At 71.3% G+C, this 17,079-nt stretch carries 20 protein-coding genes; 15 read left to right on the forward strand and 5 right to left on the reverse strand.

All coding sequences use genetic code 11. From position 1 onward, the window contains the following. On the forward strand, positions 1 to 453 hold the full coding sequence (locus tag JYK18_RS22070) for a hypothetical protein (protein ID WP_206803829.1): 453 nt from the start codon (positions 1 to 3) through the stop codon (positions 451 to 453). Here JYK18_RS22070 and JYK18_RS22075 read toward each other — a convergent pair. Further along, positions 436 to 1,119: an NAD(P)H-binding protein gene (locus JYK18_RS22075; RefSeq protein ID WP_307795987.1), complete on the reverse strand. Its 684-nt coding sequence runs from the start codon at positions 1,117 to 1,119 to the stop codon at positions 436 to 438. The genes JYK18_RS22070 and JYK18_RS22075 overlap by 18 nt on opposite strands. A gap of 77 nt (positions 1,120 to 1,196) precedes the next feature. Here JYK18_RS22075 and JYK18_RS22080 point away from each other — a divergent pair, with 77 nt between their 5' ends. Continuing rightward, a complete protein-coding gene (locus tag JYK18_RS22080) occupies positions 1,197 to 1,844 on the forward strand; it encodes a TetR/AcrR family transcriptional regulator (protein ID WP_242579316.1) in 648 nt (215 codons plus the stop codon). Here JYK18_RS22080 and JYK18_RS22085 read toward each other — a convergent pair. Both JYK18_RS22085 and JYK18_RS22090 read right to left on the reverse strand, forming a co-directional pair. Continuing rightward, complete coding sequence (locus JYK18_RS22085) at positions 1,841 to 2,260, reverse strand: Fur family transcriptional regulator (protein ID WP_307795988.1); 420 nt, start codon at positions 2,258 to 2,260, stop codon at positions 1,841 to 1,843. The genes JYK18_RS22080 and JYK18_RS22085 overlap by 4 nt on opposite strands. Then, positions 2,260 to 2,649 (reverse strand): helix-turn-helix transcriptional regulator, encoded by a 390-nt coding sequence (locus tag JYK18_RS22090; protein WP_206803830.1) that lies wholly within the window; start codon positions 2,647 to 2,649, stop codon positions 2,260 to 2,262. Before JYK18_RS22090 ends, JYK18_RS22085 begins: the two co-directional genes overlap by 1 nt. Before the next feature lie 238 nt (positions 2,650 to 2,887). On the opposite strand from JYK18_RS22090, the gene JYK18_RS22095 reads away from it, so the two are divergent. The 8 genes from JYK18_RS22095 to JYK18_RS22130 all read left to right on the forward strand — a co-directional run bounded on the left by JYK18_RS22095 (position 2,888) and on the right by JYK18_RS22130 (position 10,300). Next, the gene (locus JYK18_RS22095) at positions 2,888 to 3,958 is read left to right on the forward strand and encodes a hypothetical protein (protein WP_206803831.1); all 1,071 of its coding nucleotides are present in this window, start codon (positions 2,888 to 2,890) and stop codon (positions 3,956 to 3,958) included. Positions 3,959 to 3,962: 4 nt separating this feature from the next. Continuing rightward, a complete protein-coding gene (locus tag JYK18_RS22100) occupies positions 3,963 to 4,640 on the forward strand; it encodes a class F sortase (protein ID WP_307795989.1) in 678 nt (225 codons plus the stop codon). Between the two features lie 106 nt (positions 4,641 to 4,746). Beyond that, complete coding sequence (locus JYK18_RS22105; RefSeq protein ID WP_206803832.1) at positions 4,747 to 6,132, forward strand: glycine--tRNA ligase; 1,386 nt, start codon at positions 4,747 to 4,749, stop codon at positions 6,130 to 6,132. Positions 6,133 to 6,207: 75 nt separating this feature from the next. Further along, positions 6,208 to 7,110, forward strand: coding sequence for an ABC transporter ATP-binding protein (locus JYK18_RS22110; RefSeq protein ID WP_206803833.1), 903 nt, complete (start codon positions 6,208 to 6,210; stop codon positions 7,108 to 7,110). Further along, positions 7,107 to 7,847, forward strand: coding sequence for an ABC transporter permease (locus JYK18_RS22115; protein ID WP_206803834.1), 741 nt, complete (start codon positions 7,107 to 7,109; stop codon positions 7,845 to 7,847). The genes JYK18_RS22110 and JYK18_RS22115 overlap by 4 nt, the downstream gene beginning before the upstream one ends. Positions 7,848 to 7,857: 10 nt before the next feature. Continuing rightward, the gene (locus JYK18_RS22120; RefSeq protein WP_242579318.1) at positions 7,858 to 8,982 is read left to right on the forward strand and encodes a sensor histidine kinase; all 1,125 of its coding nucleotides are present in this window, start codon (positions 7,858 to 7,860) and stop codon (positions 8,980 to 8,982) included. Positions 8,983 to 8,996: 14 nt separating this feature from the next. After that, complete coding sequence (locus JYK18_RS22125; protein WP_206804413.1) at positions 8,997 to 9,602, forward strand: response regulator; 606 nt, start codon at positions 8,997 to 8,999, stop codon at positions 9,600 to 9,602. A 44-nt stretch (positions 9,603 to 9,646) separates the two neighbouring features. After that, positions 9,647 to 10,300 (forward strand): YdcF family protein, encoded by a 654-nt coding sequence (locus tag JYK18_RS22130; RefSeq protein WP_153034951.1) that lies wholly within the window; start codon positions 9,647 to 9,649, stop codon positions 10,298 to 10,300. A gap of 58 nt (positions 10,301 to 10,358) precedes the next feature. Here the strand turns inward: JYK18_RS22130 and JYK18_RS22135 are convergent, their stop codons facing one another. Further along, the gene (locus tag JYK18_RS22135; RefSeq protein ID WP_242579320.1) at positions 10,359 to 10,703 is read right to left on the reverse strand and encodes a hypothetical protein; all 345 of its coding nucleotides are present in this window, start codon (positions 10,701 to 10,703) and stop codon (positions 10,359 to 10,361) included. Positions 10,704 to 10,856: 153 nt separating this feature from the next. On the opposite strand from JYK18_RS22135, the gene JYK18_RS22140 reads away from it, so the two are divergent. After that, complete coding sequence (locus JYK18_RS22140; protein WP_206803835.1) at positions 10,857 to 12,125, forward strand: deoxyguanosinetriphosphate triphosphohydrolase; 1,269 nt, start codon at positions 10,857 to 10,859, stop codon at positions 12,123 to 12,125. A gap of 10 nt (positions 12,126 to 12,135) precedes the next feature. Then, a complete protein-coding gene (locus JYK18_RS22145) occupies positions 12,136 to 13,239 on the forward strand; it encodes a serpin family protein (RefSeq protein ID WP_206803836.1) in 1,104 nt (367 codons plus the stop codon). Here JYK18_RS22145 and JYK18_RS22150 read toward each other — a convergent pair. Then, on the reverse strand, positions 13,229 to 13,708 hold the full coding sequence (locus tag JYK18_RS22150) for a MarR family winged helix-turn-helix transcriptional regulator (RefSeq protein WP_206803837.1): 480 nt from the start codon (positions 13,706 to 13,708) through the stop codon (positions 13,229 to 13,231). The two genes, JYK18_RS22145 and JYK18_RS22150, sit on opposite strands and share 11 nt — an antisense overlap. A gap of 108 nt (positions 13,709 to 13,816) precedes the next feature. On the opposite strand from JYK18_RS22150, the gene JYK18_RS22155 reads away from it, so the two are divergent. The 3 genes from JYK18_RS22155 to JYK18_RS22165 all read left to right on the forward strand — a co-directional run bounded on the left by JYK18_RS22155 (position 13,817) and on the right by JYK18_RS22165 (position 17,071). Then, positions 13,817 to 15,178 carry an MFS transporter gene (locus tag JYK18_RS22155; protein ID WP_206803838.1) on the forward strand — a complete coding sequence of 454 codons (1,362 nt, stop codon included), beginning with the start codon at positions 13,817 to 13,819 and terminating at the stop codon, positions 15,176 to 15,178. A gap of 25 nt (positions 15,179 to 15,203) precedes the next feature. Next, the gene (locus JYK18_RS22160; RefSeq protein ID WP_206803839.1) at positions 15,204 to 15,794 is read left to right on the forward strand and encodes a carboxymuconolactone decarboxylase family protein; all 591 of its coding nucleotides are present in this window, start codon (positions 15,204 to 15,206) and stop codon (positions 15,792 to 15,794) included. A 317-nt stretch (positions 15,795 to 16,111) separates the two neighbouring features. Beyond that, positions 16,112 to 17,071, forward strand: coding sequence for a transporter substrate-binding domain-containing protein (locus JYK18_RS22165; protein ID WP_242579322.1), 960 nt, complete (start codon positions 16,112 to 16,114; stop codon positions 17,069 to 17,071). The last annotated feature ends 8 nt before the right edge of the window (positions 17,072 to 17,079 follow it).

Below are 17,079 nucleotides of genomic sequence, written 5' to 3' on the forward strand. Positions count from 1 at the left end.
GTGCGGTACCGGACGACCGTGCGGCTCCCCGGCGGGGTGACCTGGTTCCTGCGCGGGGTGGCCGCCGGGTGCGTGCTGCTGTGCGTGGCGATGTGGTGGTTCGCCGGGGACCAGCCGGTCGCCTGCGCGATCGCCACCGCGGTGCTGCTCGGGGTGGCCGGGGTGCTGCTCGCCCTCCGCGGCCGGATCGAGGTCGACCCCGAGAACCTGCGGCTGACCGTGGTGCCGTTGTTCACCAAAACCTTGCCACGCGCGGAGATCACCTCGGTCGAACTGTCCGAAGTGGACCCCTGGGGCGAGTTCGGCGGGTACGGGTACAAGGTGCGGCGCGGGGACGTGGTCGCGTTCGCCTTCAGCCGCGGTCCCGCCGTCCGCCTCACCACCCGCGAGGGCCGCACCTACGTGATCACCGATCCGGCGGCGGCGGAGCTGCGGTCAGCGCTGGGCGGCTAGCGCGCTTTCCGAAACGCGGCTGACGATGGCGGGTGCCTCGTGGATCAGCGTGTCGTCGGTGAGCGCCTCGACCATGAACAACGCGAAGTCCACCCGCCGGGTCAGGTTGCTGGCCAGGATCGGGTCGCCGACGTGACGGCTCCACACCGGCAGCCCCTGGCTCTCGCCCTCCTCCAGATCACTGCCGCGCACGACGGTCCACCGCCGGTCGCTGGCGAAGATCCGGCGGCACGCCTCCACCTGGTCGTCGATCTCCACCAGGCGCGCCCACCGCGCGAGCACGCTGGCCACCTTCACCCCGGTCCGGAACAACCAGGAGTACTGGTCCTGGCCGTCCTTGGTGATGTGCCAGCCGCACGAGAACACCAGGCGCGCGCCGGGTTCGGCGTGGTCGAGCACGGCCTGCGCGGTGCCCGACGAGTACTGCTGCACGCGCCACGGGACCAGCACGGTCAGCACGCCGTCGCAGCCGGCGACCGCCTTCCGGATCACCTCCCGGTCGTTCGTCGGCCCGGGGACCACGGTGATCCGGCCCTCGAACTCGGCGAGCTTGTCCACGCTGCGCTCCCGGCAGACGCCGACGACCTCGTACCCCCGCTCCAGTGACTGGCGGACCATGTACCGCCCCAGCTTCCCCGACGCGCCGATGATGCAGACCTTGTCCACGTCCCGCTCCCGCCTTCCGGACTTACGTTGTAAGTAACGCTAGACTTACGTTGTAAGCCCGTCAAGGAGGACCAGTTTTGGCACAGCGCGTGAAACGGCAACCGCTCAGCCGGGAGCGGGTGATCACCGCCGCGATGGCGCTGGCCGACGAGAAGGGGGAAGCCGGGCTGACCATGCGGGCCATCGCCGGGCGGCTGGGCGTCGAGGCGATGTCGCTCTACAACCACGTCGGCGGCCGGGACGACATCCTCAACGGCATGGTCGACGCGGTGTTCGGCGAGATCGACCTGCCGGAGGCGACCGGTGACTGGAAGCGGGCTATGCGCGAGCGCGCCACCTCGTCACGGGCGGCGCTGCGGCGTCACCCGTGGGCCGTCGGCCTGATGGACTCCCGAAGCCAGCCCGGTCCGGCGACGCTGCGCCACCACGACGCCGTCCTGGGGGCGTTGCGGGCGGGCGGTTTCTCGGTCGTGATGGCCGCGCACGCCTTCTCGGTGATCGACAGCTACCTGTACGGCTTCGTGCTCCAGGAACTGGCCTTGCCGTTCACCAACACCGAGGAACTCGACGAGGTCGCCACCGGCATCCAGCGCGAAATGCCCGTCGACGCCTACCCGCACCTCATGGAGCTGATGACCGAGCACGTCCTGCAGCCCGGGTACGACTACGCGGGCGAGTTCGAGTTCGGCCTGACGCTGATCCTGGACGCGCTGAAGCCCGGCTAGCGCTTCGCGCAGTCCGCGCAGAGGCCGACGATCTCCACCGTGTGCGAGATGTCGGAGAACCCGTTGCCGGAGGCGATCTTCTCCGCCCAGCGCTCCACCGCCGGGCCCTCCACCTCGACGGTGTAGCCGCAGCGGCGGCAGACCAGGTGGTGATGGTGGTGCGAACTGCACCGCCGGTAGATCGCCTCGCCGGATTCGGTGCGCAGGACGTCGATCTCGCCCGCCTCGGACAGCGACTGCAGCGTCCGGTACACCGTGGTCAGGCCGATGCCCTCGCCGCGCTTGCGCAGCTCGTCGTGGAGTTCCTGCGCCGACCGGAAGTCGTCCACCGTGTCCAGCAGCTCGACCACGGCCGCGCGCTGCTTGGTGGACCGGCGTCCGGGCAGCGGGGCCGGTCCTCGGGTCGGGATGCTCACTACTGCTTGCCCTCCTGCACGTGTGCCACCGCGTCCACCACGATATGCGCCAGGTGGTCGTCGACCAGCCGGTAGACCACCTCGCGGCCCCGCCGCTCGCCGTGCACCACGCCGGCCGCCTTGAGCACCCGCAGGTGCTGGCTGATCAGCGGCTGGGCCACCTCGAGCGAGTCGACCAGCTCGTGCACGCAGCGGTCGCCGTCGCGCAGCTGCAGCACGATCGAGATGCGCACCGGCGCGGCCAGCGCGCGCAGCAGTTCCCCGGCTTCGACCAGGGTGCCCGGCGACGGGGTCGGGGCGTGCGGGGACGGCGCCCTGGCCGGCGAGTGCACGTGCTCGGCGTCCTCCGGCAGACCGGGTGGTGCGGCGTCCGGGCTCACCGTCGGCATCGTCCACTCCAGCGGTTGGCGAAAAGGGTTGTCTTTACCAGTCTAGTGCTTCACTTCGGCGCTAGGCCGTTCGAGTGACATCCGGTCGAAATCGTGAGTAAGTTTCCTATCTTGTGGACTGCCGTGCGAAGTTGGCCGCAGCAGCGGCCGCGCCGCGGGGTCTGGGGTCGCGCGAGCAACCCGAACGAGTGATCGCGCGTGTGTGTTACGGCAAGAGCGCCTATGAAGCTGAGGAGCCATGACGCGTTTTGTGACGAAGCTGGCCGCCGGCACGACGGCACTGGCCCTCGCGGCCGTCCCCGGAGTGGCATCGGCCCAGGTGGATGAGAAGACCGGCCCGGTCGCCTACGCCAACGCCGCCGCGGCGAAGGTGGGCGAAGGGGAGGGTGCGGGCACCGTCGTCACCGAGACGCAGAAGTCACCGCTCAAGGCGGGCGAGTCCCGGCTGGCGCAGGAGCGCAACCTGCTGCCGAAGGACGAGGGCGAGAAGAAGGCCATCGGCGCCAACTACCTGGTGCACCTCGGCAAGTACAACGCCGACCACAACCCGTACCCGGAGGGCATCGCCAGCCGCGACCACAACGTGGTGGCGACGCTGAAGGACACCAACGTGCCCACGGCCACCGCGGAGACCAACTACGCGCTGCAGGACGTCACGATCGGCGGCAAGACCGAGATCGACAACACCGTCCTGGTGCTGGACAAGGCCAAGTCCACCGTCGAGTGCGCGGGCAGCGACAAGGTCACCGGCACCACCACCGCGGACAAGCTCTGGGTGCGCAACGCCGAAGGTGACCTCGAAGAGCAGGAGGTCCCGGCCGCCGGTGGCGAGCTGAAGCTGACCGACCTGCCGTTCGGGGCCCCGCGGGACACCGATCCCAAGAAGGGGATCGAGGACCCGGCCAAGACCGTCTCCGACCTGACCGTGCGGCCGATCTCCGAGTTCGACGCCCTGCTCCGCCAGCAGCAGTGGCGCGACGGCGAGCTGAACGCCGCCGCGGGGTGGCTCGTGGAGATCGTCACCCACGTCAAGGACAAGGACGAAAAAGTCCTCGAGGACGTGAAGAGCCAGTACGTGTTCGGTGGGGTCAGCTGCTCCATCCCGGAGAACTTCAAGCCCGCCGATCCGCAGTCGAGCACCCCGCAGGTGCCGACCAAGATCCCGGCGGGTGCGATCGAGCCGCGGGACGTCGACGGCGGGGTCTCGCCGCTGGGCCTGACGCTGCTCGGCGGCGGGCTGCTGCTGGGCGCGGGTGCCGTGCTCACCCTGCGCCGCCGTCCCGCGCCGGTCGACGAGCGGAAGAGCTGACCTGGTGGAGACGCCGACCACGCCTCCCGCTGTCGACGAGGTCCCCCGCCGCCGCAAGCTGATCGCGGTGGTGCTCGCGATCGTCGCGGTGGTGGTCACCGGGGTCGGGGTCTGGGTGCTGGTGAGCGGCCCGGACCCGGTGCCGGTGGCCCAGCCGCCCGCCCCGGTGGTGACGCCCGACCTGCCCGCGGAGACCTCCGCGCCGCCGACGGCGGTGCAGGTCGCCGAACCCGCGCAGAGCCCCGGCACGGTACGGCTGCCCGAAGGCGGCACGGCGAAGCTGATCCGCAAGGAGGTCACCGCCGACGGCGTGCTGCCCATCCCGGACGGCCTCGACGAGGCCACCTGGTGGGGCGCGAAGCTCGGCGACGGCCAGGGCGCGGCGCTGCTGTCCGGCCACGTGAACTGGAAGCGGCAGAACGGCCCGTTCGACGAGCTGTGGCGCAGCAACCCCGGGCAGGAGGTGAGCGTGGTCGACACCGGTGGCGGGCAGTGGAAGTACCGGATCACCGAGGTGGTCACGCTGCACAAGAGCGAACTGCCCGACCACGCGCAGCGGTTGTTCGGCCAGGACGGCCCGCACCGGCTGGTCCTGGTCACCTGCGGCGGGGACTACGTGGGCGGCACGGAAGGCTACGAGGACAACCGGATCGTCACCGCGGAGCTGGTCTCCCGGCCGTGATCCGCGTTTGCCTTTTCACCCAAGGTAAACCCCTCGCAGAGCGCTCGTGGTGCAGCGGATACTCTGACAAGTCAGATAACCGTCCCCGCATGTCACGGAGCGTGGAGTGCCCGCCAACACCATCGAGACCGTAGTCAGTCTCTGCAAGCGTCGTGGTTTCGTCTTTCCGTGCGGGGAGATCTACGGGGGTACCCGGTCGGCGTGGGACTACGGTCCGCTCGGCGTGGAGATCAAGGAGAACATCAAGCGCCAGTGGTGGAAGTCCATGGTGCAGGGCCGCGACGACGTGGTCGGCCTGGACTCCTCGGTGATCCTGCCGCGCCAGGTGTGGGTGGCCTCCGGGCACGTCGGCGTGTTCACCGACCCGCTGGTCGAGTGCCTGTCCTGCCACAAGCGCTTCCGCGCCGACCAGCTCGCGGAGGAGTTCGCCGGCCGCACCGGCAAGGAGGCCAGCGAGGACGACCTGTCCGAGGTGCCCTGCCCGAACTGCGGCAACCGCGGCCAGTACACCGAGCCGCGTGACTTCAACATGATGCTCAAGACCTACCTCGGCCCGGTCGAGTCCGAGGAGGGCCTGCACTACCTCCGCCCGGAGACCGCGCAGGGCATCTTCGTCAACTTCCTCAACGTGCAGACCACCTCGCGGAAGAAGCCGCCGTTCGGCATCGGCCAGATCGGCAAGTCCTTCCGCAACGAGATCACCCCGGGCAACTTCATCTTCCGCACCCGCGAGTTCGAGCAGATGGAGATGGAGTTCTTCGTCGAGCCGGGCGAGGACGAGTCCTGGCACCAGCGCTGGATCGACACGCGCACCGAGTGGTACACCGATCTCGGCATCAAGCCGGAGAACCTGCGCCACTACGAGCACCCCAAGGAAAAGCTGTCGCACTACTCGAAGCGGACGGTCGACATCGAGTACCGCTTCGGCTTCGGCGGCCAGGAGTGGGGTGAGCTCGAGGGCATCGCGAACCGCACCGACTTCGACCTGACCACGCACTCGAACCACTCCGGCGTGGACCTGTCCTACTTCGACCAGGCCAGCGGCCAGCGCTACCGGCCGTTCGTGATCGAGCCCGCCGCCGGTGTCGGCCGCTCGATGATGGCCTTCCTGGTCGACGCCTACACCGAGGACGAGGTGCCCAACGCCAAGGGCGGGGTGGACAAGCGCGTGGTGCTGAAGCTGGACTACCGGCTGGCGCCGTACAAGGTCGCGGTGCTGCCGCTCTCGCGCAACGCCGACCTCACGCCGAAGGCCCGCGACGTGGCGGCCGCGCTGCGCAAGCACTGGCACGTCGACTTCGACGACGCCGGGTCGATCGGCAAGCGCTACCGCCGCCAGGAGGAGATCGGCACGCCGTTCTGCGTCACCGTGGACTTCGACTCGCTCGACGACCACGCGGTGACCGTGCGCGAGCGCGACTCGATGGCGCAGGAGCGGGTCTCGATCGACCAGCTCCAGTCCTACCTGGGCGCGCGGCTGATCGGCTGCTGACCCCTGACGGATGTCATGGGCAGGTCGTGACGGGCGGCCTGGGGACCGGGCGGCCTCCGGCGCGACGCTGGAGGCATGACCAGAGATTCGCACGCGGTCCGGCTTTCCGGGCTGCGCAAGCACTTCGGGGGAGTCCGGGCGGTCGACGGCGTCGACCTGGCCATCGCGCCGGGTGAGGTCGTCGCCCTGCTCGGGCCGAACGGGGCCGGGAAGTCCACCACCGTCGACCTGCTGCTCGGGCTGACCCGCCCGGACGCGGGCACCGCCACGGTGTTCGGGCTGAGCCCGGCCGAGGCGGTGGCAGACGGGGTCGTCGGCGCGATGCTGCAGGGCGGCGCGCTGCTCGACGACGCGACCGTCGGCGAGATGGTGGAAATGGTGGCGTCGCTGCACCGCGCGCCGTTGCCGGTGGGGGAGGCGCTGCGCCGCGCGGGTGTGACCGAGCTGGCCGGGCGGCGCGGGACCAAGCTGTCCGGCGGGCAGCAGCAGCGCGCGCGGTTCGCCATCGCGCTCGTCAGCGATCCGAGCCTGCTGGTGCTCGACGAGCCCACCGCGGCGATGGACGTCGGCACGCGCCGGGAGTTCTGGCGCGGGATGCACGAGTTCACCGACGCCGGGCGGACCGTGCTCTTCGCCACGCACTACCTCGAAGAGGCCGAGGACTTCGCCGACCGGGTGGTGCTGATGCGCGCGGGCCGGGTGGTGGCGGACGGGTCGGTGGCGCAGGTGCGCGCGCTGGCCGGGGGCCGGACGATCCGCGCGGTGGTGCCCGGGCTGAGCGCGGCCGCGGCCGGTGCGCTGCCCGGAGTGTCCGAAGTGGAGCAACGCGGCGAGCAGCTCGCGTTGTCCAGCCGGGATTCCGACGCCACCCTGCGCGCCCTGCTGAGCGAGTACCCGGCGGCGCACGAGATCGAGGTGTCCGCGGTCGGGCTCGAAGGCGCGTTCCTGTCGCTGACCGCCGAGGGGAGCGCCCGATGAGCCCGGCCTACCTGCGGCTGGAGATCCGCCGCACCTTCCGCTCCACCCGGTTCGTGCTCTTCGCGATCGCCTTCCCGGTGATCATGTTCCTGTTGCAGGCCACCCTGTTCCTGCCGGCGGAGGCCCCGCACCGGGCCGAGCTGGTCGGCGTGTTCATGGTCAACATGATGGCGTTCGGCGTGCTGTCGGCGGCCATGGCGGGCGGGGGCAGGCTGGCGCTCGAACGGGCCGGTGGCTGGCAGCGCCAGCTGCGCCTGACCCCGTTGTCCGGCACCGGTTACCTCGGCGGCAAGGGGCTGTCCGGGATGCTGGTGGCGCTGCCCGCGCTGGTGCTGGTGCCGGTGGTCGCGGTGCTCACCCAGGACGTGCACCTGAGCGCGGGGGGCTGGCTGCGGGCCGGGCTCGGCAGCTGGCTCGGCGCGGTGCCGTTCGTGCTGCTGGGCCTGCTGCTCGGGCAGTTCGGCACGCCCGAGTCGATGCAGCCGCTGGGCATGCTGGTGACCATGACGATGGGCTTCCTCGGCGGGCTGTGGGTGCCGATCGACACCATGCCCGAATGGCTGCGCGGGGTCTCGCAGCTCTTGCCGAGTTACTGGCTGACCCAGGTTGGCCGGGGCGCGGTGACCAGCGAGCTGTCGGCCGGGCTGGGCACCGCGGTCGCCGTGCTGGCCGGGTGGACCGTGGTGCTCGGTGCGATAGTGGTCCGGCGCTACCGCCGCGACGGCGCCCGGGGCTGAGGGGAACGAGATGGTGGACTGGCAGGACGGCCGGTGGGGCGGGCCGCGGGTGCCGGGGCCGAGCCGGTTCCCGCTGCGCTGGGTGGTCATCTCCTCGGTGCTGCTGCTGCCGTTCGTCATCCCGTCGAGCATCGGGCTGCTGGAGCACGAGCACCGGTGGCCGGTGCTCGTGCTGTCCTTCGTGCTGGTGGCCGTCTACTGCGCGGGGTACCTGGCGATGCCGGTGCTGCTGCCGGTGCGCCGGGTGAGCACGCGGCTCGCCTGGTGCACCGCGCACCTGGCGGTCGGGTTCGCGCTGCTGGGGTTGTTCGGCGACGAGCAGATGTACCTGATGGTGTATTCGATCTCGCTGATCGCCTTCGCGCTGCCGACGCCGATCGTGCTGGCCACCGGCGGGGTCGCGGTGCTCGGGCTGACCGGGTGGCTGCTGGCGGAGGGGCGGTTCCTGGCGGAGCTGGGTGACCTGGTCACGGTGGTCTCGGTGAGCATCGCGATGTTCTTCATGGGCAGGCTCTCGCGCCTGGTGCGGCAGCTGCGCGCGGCGCAGGAGGAGATCGCCGCGCTGGCGGTGGGCGCGGAACGCGAGCGGCTGGCGCGTGACCTGCACGACCTGCTGGGGCACAGCATCACCACGATCGCGGTCAAGGCGGGGCTGGCGCGGCGCATGCTGGAGACCGCGCACGACGAGGCGTCGGCGATCGAGGAGATCCGCTCGATCGAGGGACTGGCCAGGAGCACGCTCGCCGACGTGCGGGCGACGGTGACCGAGTACCGCGAGGTGTCGCTGCCCGCGGAACTGGCGGGGGCGCGGGAGGCGCTGCGGGCGGCGGAGATCCGCGCGGACCTGCCGTCCGCGGTCGATGACGTGCGGCCGGAGCTGCGGGGTGTGTTCGGCTACGTGGTGCGGGAGGCGGTGACGAACGTGATCCGGCACTCGGGCGCGCGGGTGGTGCGGGTGTCGCTGGGGGCGGACTGGATCGAGATCACCGACGACGGGGTGAACCCGCCGGGTGCCCAGGGCAACGGCCTGCGCGGCCTCGGTGAACGCCTGACCGCCGCGGGCGGCTCGATCCACGCCGCCCCGGCCCCGGGTGGCGGCTTCCGCGTCCGCGCGAGCGCCGGGGAGGCAGCGTGACCGAGGCGCGCGGCGTGATCCGGGTGCTGGTGGCCGACGACCAGGCCCTCGTCCGAGGAGCACTGGCGGCCATGCTCGGCCTGGAACCGGACATCGAGGTGGTCGCGCAGGCCGCCACCGGGGACGAGGTGCTGCCGCTCGCCCGCGAGTCCGAAGTGGACGTGGTACTGCTGGACGTGCAGATGCCCGGCAAGGACGGCCTCGAAGCCGCCGCCGAACTGCACGCGGCGCTGCCGGCCTGCCGCATCATCGTGTGCACCACCTTCGGCAGGCCGGGCTACCTCACCAGGGCGATGGCCGCCGGCGCGGCGGGCTTCGTGGTCAAGGACAGCCCGCCGGAGCAGCTGGTGGACGCGGTCCGCCGGGTCCACAGTGGACTCCGCGTGGTGGACCCGGCGCTGGCCGCGGAGTCGCTGGCCACCGGCACCAGCCCGCTCACCGGGCGTGAGCGCGAGGTCCTCCGCGCCGCCGGCGACGGCGCCACGGTGGCCGACGTGGCGGGCAGGCTGCACCTGTCCGACGGGACCGTGCGCAACCACTTGTCCGCCGCCATCGGGAAAACCGGCGCGCGCACGCGCGCGGAAGCCGTCCGCATCGCGGAAGACCGCGGCTGGCTGTAGGGGGTAGTCGCTACAGAGCGTGAATCTGTCAGGATTTCCCCACTATGACTGCGCGTATTCCCGGACGAGTGAGTGCTGCCCGCTGGGTGCGCCGTGCCGTGGTCGGCGCGGTGCTGATCGCGCTGCTCGTGGTCGGGGGCACGGCGGTGCGGGTGTGGCAGGTGGCCAGGCTCGACGACCGCTCACCCGCCGACGTCATCGTGGTGCTCGGCGCCGCCCAGTACAACGGCAAGCCCTCCGAGGTGTTCCGCGCGCGCCTGGTGCACGCCAAGCAGCTCTACGACACCGGCGTGGCCAAGTACGTGCTCACCTCGGGCGGTTCCGCCGAGGGCGACAGCTACACCGAGGCCGAGGCGGGCGCCCGCTGGCTGATCGAGCGCGGGGTGCCCCGCGAGAGCACCATCGTGGTCGGTGAGGGGCGCGACACGCTGGGCACGCTGCACGCGGTCTCCGACGAGGTGCACCGGCGCGGGCTGAGCAGCGCCGTACTGGTCAGCGACCCGTGGCACTCGCTGCGCGCGGAGACGATGGCCGAGGACGTCGGACTGGACGCGTGGACCTCGCCGACCCACCGCGGCCCGATCGTGCAGACCAGGGAAACCCAGGCGAAGTACATCTTCCGGGAAACCGGGGCGCTGCTGTTCTACCGGCTTTCGAAACGCCCCGCCGACGATATCGGCGGCACCGGCCTCGGCTGAGCGACCGGTATTCCCGCACCGCCGATCATGTGATTCTCCCGCCTTGCGGAAACAATTCTCACGCCGCGGATTCATTCGGTAGCGGCGGGACCACGGAGAGCCGCCGCGTGGGGTAGCCCTCCAGCGGACGGGCCAGCGCGGCCAGTCCGGCCGGGGTCAGTTCGGCGCGCACCCAGCTGCCCGGCAACGCCGGACCCGCCGCCCTGATCAGCCCCGCCCTGGCCAGATCGTGGGAAGTCGCCTGGTCACTGCAGTGGAGGCCGTCCACCCTGAGATCCGGCTCGCAGCTCGCGGTCAGCTCCGCCCGGCCCGCCTGCACCGCGCGCAGCATCGCGCGGGCCCGGTGGGTGATGGCCGGCGTTCTCTCAGGAGTGACGACTTCGGCTCTTTCGGCGCTTGTCATAACTCATCACCGCCTCCGTGCTTCCAGTGTTCGTGGTGACTGGAATCACAATCGTCTCCTGGTTTGCTTTCCGGCGGCACCCGAGAAAGTACCTAGGGGAACCCCTATTTCGACCGGACGACGGTTCAGGGTGCGGCGGTTAAGCTGGCGTGGGTGAACTCCTACACGGCGCACGACGCCGAGCGGCGGCTCGCCGAGCCGCCCAAGGGCGCGGTGCTCGACGGTGCGCGGGCCGACGCCCGCAGCGCGTTCGCCCGCGACCGCGCGAGGGTGCTGCACTCCGCCGCGCTGCGCCGGCTGGCCGGGAAGACGCAGGTGGTCGGCCCGGGTGAAGGCACCGAGGTGAGCGGGGTGCCGCGGACCCGGCTGACCCACTCGCTGGAGGTCGCCCAGATCGGCCGCGGCATCGCCGAGGAGCTTGGCGCCGACCCGGACCTGGTGGACACCGCCGGGCTGGCCCACGACATCGGCCACCCGCCGTTCGGCCACAACGGCGAGCACGCGCTGAACGCGGTCGCGCAGGCGTGCGGCGGGTTCGAGGGCAACGCGCAGACGTTGCGCATCCTGGCCAGGCTGGAGCCGAAGGTGCTCGACGGGCCGGAGACCGCCGGGCTGAACCTGACCAGGGCCTGCCTGGACGCGGCCACCAAGTACCCGTGGCCGCGCAAGGCTGGCGTGGCCAAGTTCGGCGCCTACGCCGACGACCTCGCCGTCTTCCGCTGGATGCGCGAGGGCGCCCCGGAAGGCCGCACCTGCCTCGAAGCCCAGATCATGGACTGGGCCGACGACGTGGCCTACTCGGTGCACGACGTGGAGGACGGCGTGCTCGCCGAGCGCATCTCGTTCCGCGTGCTGGCCGACGCCCAGGAACGGGCCGCGCTGGCCGAGTTGGCGGCCAAGCACTTCTCCGCCTGCCCGGTGTCCACTTTGGAGGGCGCCGCGCGCGGGCTGCTGGAACTGCCGGTGGTGGCTGAGCTGGCCGAGCGCTACGACGCCTCGCTCGGCGCGCAGGTGGCGCTCAAGCGGATGACCAGCGAGCTGGTCGGCCGGTTCGCCTCGGCCGCGGTCACCGGCACCAGGGCGGCCCACGGCGACGGCCCGCTGACCCGGTACGCCGCCTCGCTGGCCGTGCCGGAGCAGGTGGGGGCCGAGGTGGCCGTGCTCAAGGCGCTGGCCCTGCGGTACGTGATGAGCGACCCGCGTCGCCTGGCCATGCAGGACGGCCAGCGCCAGCTGCTCGCCGAACTGGTCGAGGTGCTGGTCCGGCGCGCGCCCGAGCCGCTCGACCCGATCTTCCGCCCGGCCTGGACCGCCGCGGCCGACGACGCGGCCCGCCTGCGCGTGGTCGTCGACCAGGTCGCCTCGCTCACGGACGCCCAGGCCTACGCTTGGCACTCCTGGTACACGGGCCGTCACGGGTAGGGTCGGTGGCATGGCCGACCCAGCCGAAACCAGTCACCTGCGCTTCGCCCTGGCCGTGCACGCCGAGGCCGGTTCGCGCGACACCTGCTTCTCCCCGTACTCCGCGGCCAGCGCGCTGGCGCTGGTGGCCAGAGCCGCCCGCGGCGAGTCGGCCGAGGAGCTCACGCGGTTGCTCGGGGAGGTGGGCGGCCAGGCCAAATTGCTGCGCGACGCCGCCGAACTGCACGGCCCCGACCACCAGGACACCCCGGTGCTCGAAGTGGCGAACACGCTCTGGGCGTGGGACGAACTGGAACTCCGCAGCGAGTTCACCGCGGAACTGGCGGACTGGGCGGGCGGCTCGGTGGCGAGCGCGCCCTTCGTCGGTGATCCCGAGGCCGCGCGCCGGACGATCAACGCCGACATCGCCGCCACCACCCACGACCTGATCCCGGAGTTGCTCACCCCCGGCTCGGTCGGCCCGGACACGGTGGCGGCCGTGGTCAACGCGCTCTACCTGAAGACCGCGTGGACGAACCCGTTCGGCGAGGGCGCCACCCGCCCGGCCGCCTTCCACGCCCCCGGTGGCGAGGTCGAGGTGCCGACCATGCACCAGACCGAGCAGCTCGCCTACGCGCACACCGGCGGCTGGCAGGTCGTCGGCCTGCCCGCGGTCGGCGACGTGGAGGCGGTGGTCCTGCTGCCCGACGGCGACCTGGCCGCCGCGGAGGCGGAGCTGGACGCGCCGAAGCTCGCGGAACTGCTGTCCGCCAAGACGTTCACCCAGGTGAGCCTGGCGCTGCCGAAGCTCGAACTGGACCTGCGCACCGATCTGACCGCGGTGCTCAAGGCGCTCGGCGTGCGCACGCTGTTCACCCCGGACGCCGACCTGTCCGGGCTCAGCCCCGACCCGCGGCTGCTCGTCTCGGACGTGCTGCACCAGGCGGTGCTGCGCCTCGACGAGAGCGGCCTGGAGGGCGCGGCGGCCACCGCGGCGATGATCCGGATGGTGTCCATGCCACTGGGCGACCCGGTACCGGTCGCGGTGGACCGGCCGTTCCTGCTGCTGGTGCGGCACACCGGCACCGGGGCCGTCTACTTCCTGGCCAGGGTGGTGAACCCGGCTAGCGCGTGAGTACTTCCGAGGCGAGTTTCCCCAGGTAACCGGCGAAGCGCCGCCGGTCGTCGGCCGGCCAGTGCGCGACCAGTTCGGCGAAGGCCGCGCGCTGGTACTCGTGCGTGGCCTCGAGGAACTTCTCCGCCGCGGGGGACAGCGACAACCGGGCGCGGCGGGCGTCCTGCCCGGAGGTCTCCCGCAGCACGAAGCCGTCGCGCACCGCGTCGGTGATCATCCGGCTGGCCACCGACCGGTCCAGCCCGAGCTGCCGCGCCACGTCGGCCACGGTCACCTCCGGATCCGCCTGCGCCGCGCTGTGGATCGCGTCGATCACGTAGAGGTTCTGCACCGTCCACGTCTCGGGCGCACCCTCGTAGAGGCGCTCCACCACCTCGGGCGCCCACCGGCGCGACCAGAACCTGACCAACCGGAACAACGCCGGTCCGCCGCCGTTCGGCGCGGGCCGGGCTTTCTCGTTTTCGGTCACCTAGGAACTCACGAGCCTTTCGTCGAACCAAGATCACCCATGCGGGTATGGCCGGACATCCTGCCATGCCCTTGATGCGTGCGTATTGCACGCGTTAATGTGTGCGATATGCACGCGGTCAAGGGTAGTCGCTCGCTCGCCTTCGCCGGGGTCCTGCTGGGAATGTTGCTGGCACAGCTGGATTTGACCGTGGTGGTGACGGCGCTGCCGATGATCGGCGCCGAGTTGGACGCCGGTCCCGCGGTCGCCGGGATCACCGCCGCCTCGTTGCTCACCGCGACCGTCTCCACGCCGATCCACGGCCGCTTCGGTGACCTGTACGGGCGAAAGATGGCGTTTGTGCTCGCCGTCGGTTTGCTCGCGGTGGGTTCGGCGTGGTGCGCGCTCGCCACCGACATCGGCTCGCTGGTCGCCGGGCGCGCGGTGCAGGGCGCCGGGGCCGGTGGGCTGATCGTCGGGGCGATGGCGGCGCTGGGCGAGTTGTTCGACCGGACCGAGCTGATCCGGCGGCAGGGCTGGCAGGTGGCCGTCGGCGCGGTCGCCTCGCTCGCCGGGCCGCCGGCGGGCGGCCTGGTCGCCGACACCTTCGGCTGGCGCTGGCTGTTCTGGTTCACCCTCCCGGTGGCGGCCGTGGCGCTGGCACTGGGTCTGGCCGGGCTTCCCGGCCGCCGCGCCGACCGCCCGGCGGGCAGGCTCGACCTGCGCGGCTCGGCCCTGCTGGTGGTCGCCGGGACGGCGGCGACCGCGCTGGGCACCGTGCCGGCGCTGGCTCGCAGTCCACTATGGACACCGGTGCTGGTGGTGGTCGCGGTGGCCGCCGGGTTCGCCTTCGCCAGGACGCAGACGCTGATCCCGCGCACGATCTTCGCCGACGCGGTGGTGGTGCGCTCGGTGCTGGCGACCACCCTCGCCGGGGTCGCGCTCTACGGCACGTTCACCTTCGTCTCGCTGGCGATCACGCTCGGCGTGCGCGGCGATCCCGGCGCGGCCGGGCTGCTCCTGCTGGCCATGACGGGCGGCTCGCTGCTCGTGTCGAGCTGTTTCGCGGTACTGGCCCGTCGTTGGCCGCGGATGACCGCCTGGGGCCGCTGGGGCTGTCTCACCGGCGCCGTGGGGCTCGCGCTGATCGCGGTGTCCGTGCCACTCGGCGGGGTCGTGCTGCTGACGGTCGGGCTGGTGCTCACCGGCGGCAGCTTCATGCTCGTGGTCTCGGCTTACACCGTGCTCGCGCAGGGGCGGGCGGCACCGGGCGAGATGGGCGCCACGATGGGCGTGTTCACCTTCGCCAGGCAGGCGGGCGGGGTCGCCGGGACCACCCTGCTCGGCTGGCTCGCGCTGCTGGTCACCGGCGGTTTCGAGGCGGCGGGGCTGACCGTGGTCTTCGGTGCCGCGGCACTGGCCATGGTGGTGGCGCTCACGTGCTCGCCCCGGGTTGTCACAACCGGCGAAGTCGTCTCGTCCCCCTCGTGAGAACGACGAACGAAGGAGAGCGACCATGCCGCGTATCCCCGCGAAGGACCCCAAGGACGGCGGCCTCGTGCTGCGCCTGATCGCCCGGTTCGCCCGCCGCCGCTACGGTGCGCTGCCGGAACCGCTGGCGGTCCACGCGCACAACCGGCGCGTGCTGCGGGCCGGCCTGGTGACCGAGATGCTCGCCGAGAAGGTGGCCACCGAACTGCCGGTCAACGTGCGCGAGCTGGCGGTGTACCGCACGGCGGTCCGGCTGGGCTGCTCGTGGTGCATCGACTTCGGCACCATGCTGCAGAAGCACGAGGGGCTCGACATCGACCGGCTCAAGGCGATCGACGACTACGCCGACTCGCCGCTGTACAGCCCCCAGGAGCGGCTCGCGCTGGCCTACGCCGACGCGATGACCGCGACGCCGGTGACGGTGACCGACGAGCAGGTCGCCGAACTGGAGGCCGAGTTCGGCCGCGAGGGCGTGCTGGAGCTGACCTACCAGATCGGGCTGGAGAACATGCGGGCCCGGATGAACAACGCGCTGGACATCACCGAGCAGGGCTTCACCTCGGGCGAGGCCTGCCGCGTGCCGCAGGTCACCCAGAGCGGCCGGGTGTCTGGTTAAGCAGTTTCCGATTAATCGCCGAGCAGGTCACGGAAACATCACTGGACAAGATCGATTGCGGGTGCCGCCGGGGCACCCGCAAGCCGATCTTGGCCCGTTCGGCCCGGCCGACTCCGGCATTCGCAGGTTGCAGACAAGATCGTTCAATTCATTAACAGAGTTGGTTTATCACTCACCAAAATTCGGGCTAACAATTAGTGGTTCCGCCTGGTTATGGTTGCGCCAAGAGCGGGTTTTGAGTGCTCCGGCTGGGAAGTCTCGGGGGCCAGTCAGTGCTGTCGGTGTCAATTGGAGTTGGGCTCCGGCACGGCCGCGAGATGACGAATGGAGCGTGGCGCAACATGGTGAGGGCGTTCCCGGCGCGCCGGTGGCTGGCGACGGCCACCGCGGTCGCCGGACTTCTCGCGCTGACCGCGTGTGGTGGGGCGAACACCGCTGGTTCCCCTGGTGCGAGCCCCGCGCCGGGCCCGGGCGGGCTGCTCGACCGGGCGCCGGTGGCCACCGACGCGGAGCTGGCGGCGAGCCCGACCGCCGCGGCCATCCGCGCGCGCGGGCAGTTGATCATCGGCAGTGAACTCGATCTGCCGCTGCTTTCCGAGCGGAATTCGATTACCGGCGAAACCGAAGGTTTTGACGCTTCGCTGGCGAAGCTGCTCGCCAAATACATCATTGGCGAATCCTCGGTCAAGATCGCGAAAGCGACGCCGGAGACGCGGGAAGCGCTGCTGCAGGTCGGCACGGTCGACGCGGTGATCCGGATTTACACGATCACCCCGCAGCGCGCGCAGAAGGTGGCCTTCGCCGGGCCGTACCTGATGTCCGGCCAGTCGATCGCCACGCTCAGCCGCGAGCGGTCCATCACCCGGCCGGCCGACCTCAACGGCAAGGACGTGGTCGCGGTCGCGGGCACCACCAGCGTGGACGCGCTCAAGCGGGTGGCGCCGGAGGCGAAGATCCGCACCTTCGGCACCGCCAACGAGTGCATCCAGGCGCTGGAGGCCGGGCAGGCGGTGGCCTACGTGCACGACCTCACCGTGCTGGCCGGGGCGGCCCGGCTCAACGACAAGATCCGCGTCATCGGCGAGCCGTTCACCAGCGAGCCCTACGGCATCGGCCTGCCGCGCGGGGACACCGAGTTCAAGAAGTTCGTCAACGACTGGCTGGGCAAGATCGTGCAGTCCGGGATCTGGGAAGAGCTGTGGAAGGAGTCGCTGGGCACCGTCGTCGCCGGTCAGCCGCCGGCGCCGCCGCAGATCGGGTCGGTACCGGGCTCGTAGACCACGAG

The sequence above is a fragment of the Amycolatopsis sp. 195334CR genome (assembly GCF_017309385.1).
In the GTDB taxonomy this organism is placed as follows: domain Bacteria; phylum Actinomycetota; class Actinomycetes; order Mycobacteriales; family Pseudonocardiaceae; genus Amycolatopsis.

Bases quoted from the DNA above. Each gene is read 5' to 3' on its own strand.
- JYK18_RS22090 (WP_206803830.1), bottom strand. From the start codon at position 2,649: ATGCCGACGGTGAGCCCGGACGCCGCACCACCCGGTCTGCCGGAGGAC.
- JYK18_RS22095 (WP_206803831.1), top strand. From the start codon at position 2,888: ATGACGCGTTTTGTGACGAAGCTGGCCGCCGGCACGACGGCACTGGCC.
- JYK18_RS22110 (WP_206803833.1), top strand. From the start codon at position 6,208: ATGACCAGAGATTCGCACGCGGTCCGGCTTTCCGGGCTGCGCAAGCAC.
- JYK18_RS22115 (WP_206803834.1), top strand. From the start codon at position 7,107: ATGAGCCCGGCCTACCTGCGGCTGGAGATCCGCCGCACCTTCCGCTCC.
- JYK18_RS22120 (WP_242579318.1), top strand. From the start codon at position 7,858: ATGGTGGACTGGCAGGACGGCCGGTGGGGCGGGCCGCGGGTGCCGGGG.
- JYK18_RS22130 (WP_153034951.1), top strand. From the start codon at position 9,647: ATGACTGCGCGTATTCCCGGACGAGTGAGTGCTGCCCGCTGGGTGCGC.
- JYK18_RS22135 (WP_242579320.1), bottom strand. From the start codon at position 10,703: ATGACAAGCGCCGAAAGAGCCGAAGTCGTCACTCCTGAGAGAACGCCG.
- JYK18_RS22145 (WP_206803836.1), top strand. From the start codon at position 12,136: ATGGCCGACCCAGCCGAAACCAGTCACCTGCGCTTCGCCCTGGCCGTG.
- JYK18_RS22155 (WP_206803838.1), top strand. From the start codon at position 13,817: ATGCACGCGGTCAAGGGTAGTCGCTCGCTCGCCTTCGCCGGGGTCCTG.
- JYK18_RS22160 (WP_206803839.1), top strand. From the start codon at position 15,204: ATGCCGCGTATCCCCGCGAAGGACCCCAAGGACGGCGGCCTCGTGCTG.
- JYK18_RS22165 (WP_242579322.1), top strand. From the start codon at position 16,112: ATGACGAATGGAGCGTGGCGCAACATGGTGAGGGCGTTCCCGGCGCGC.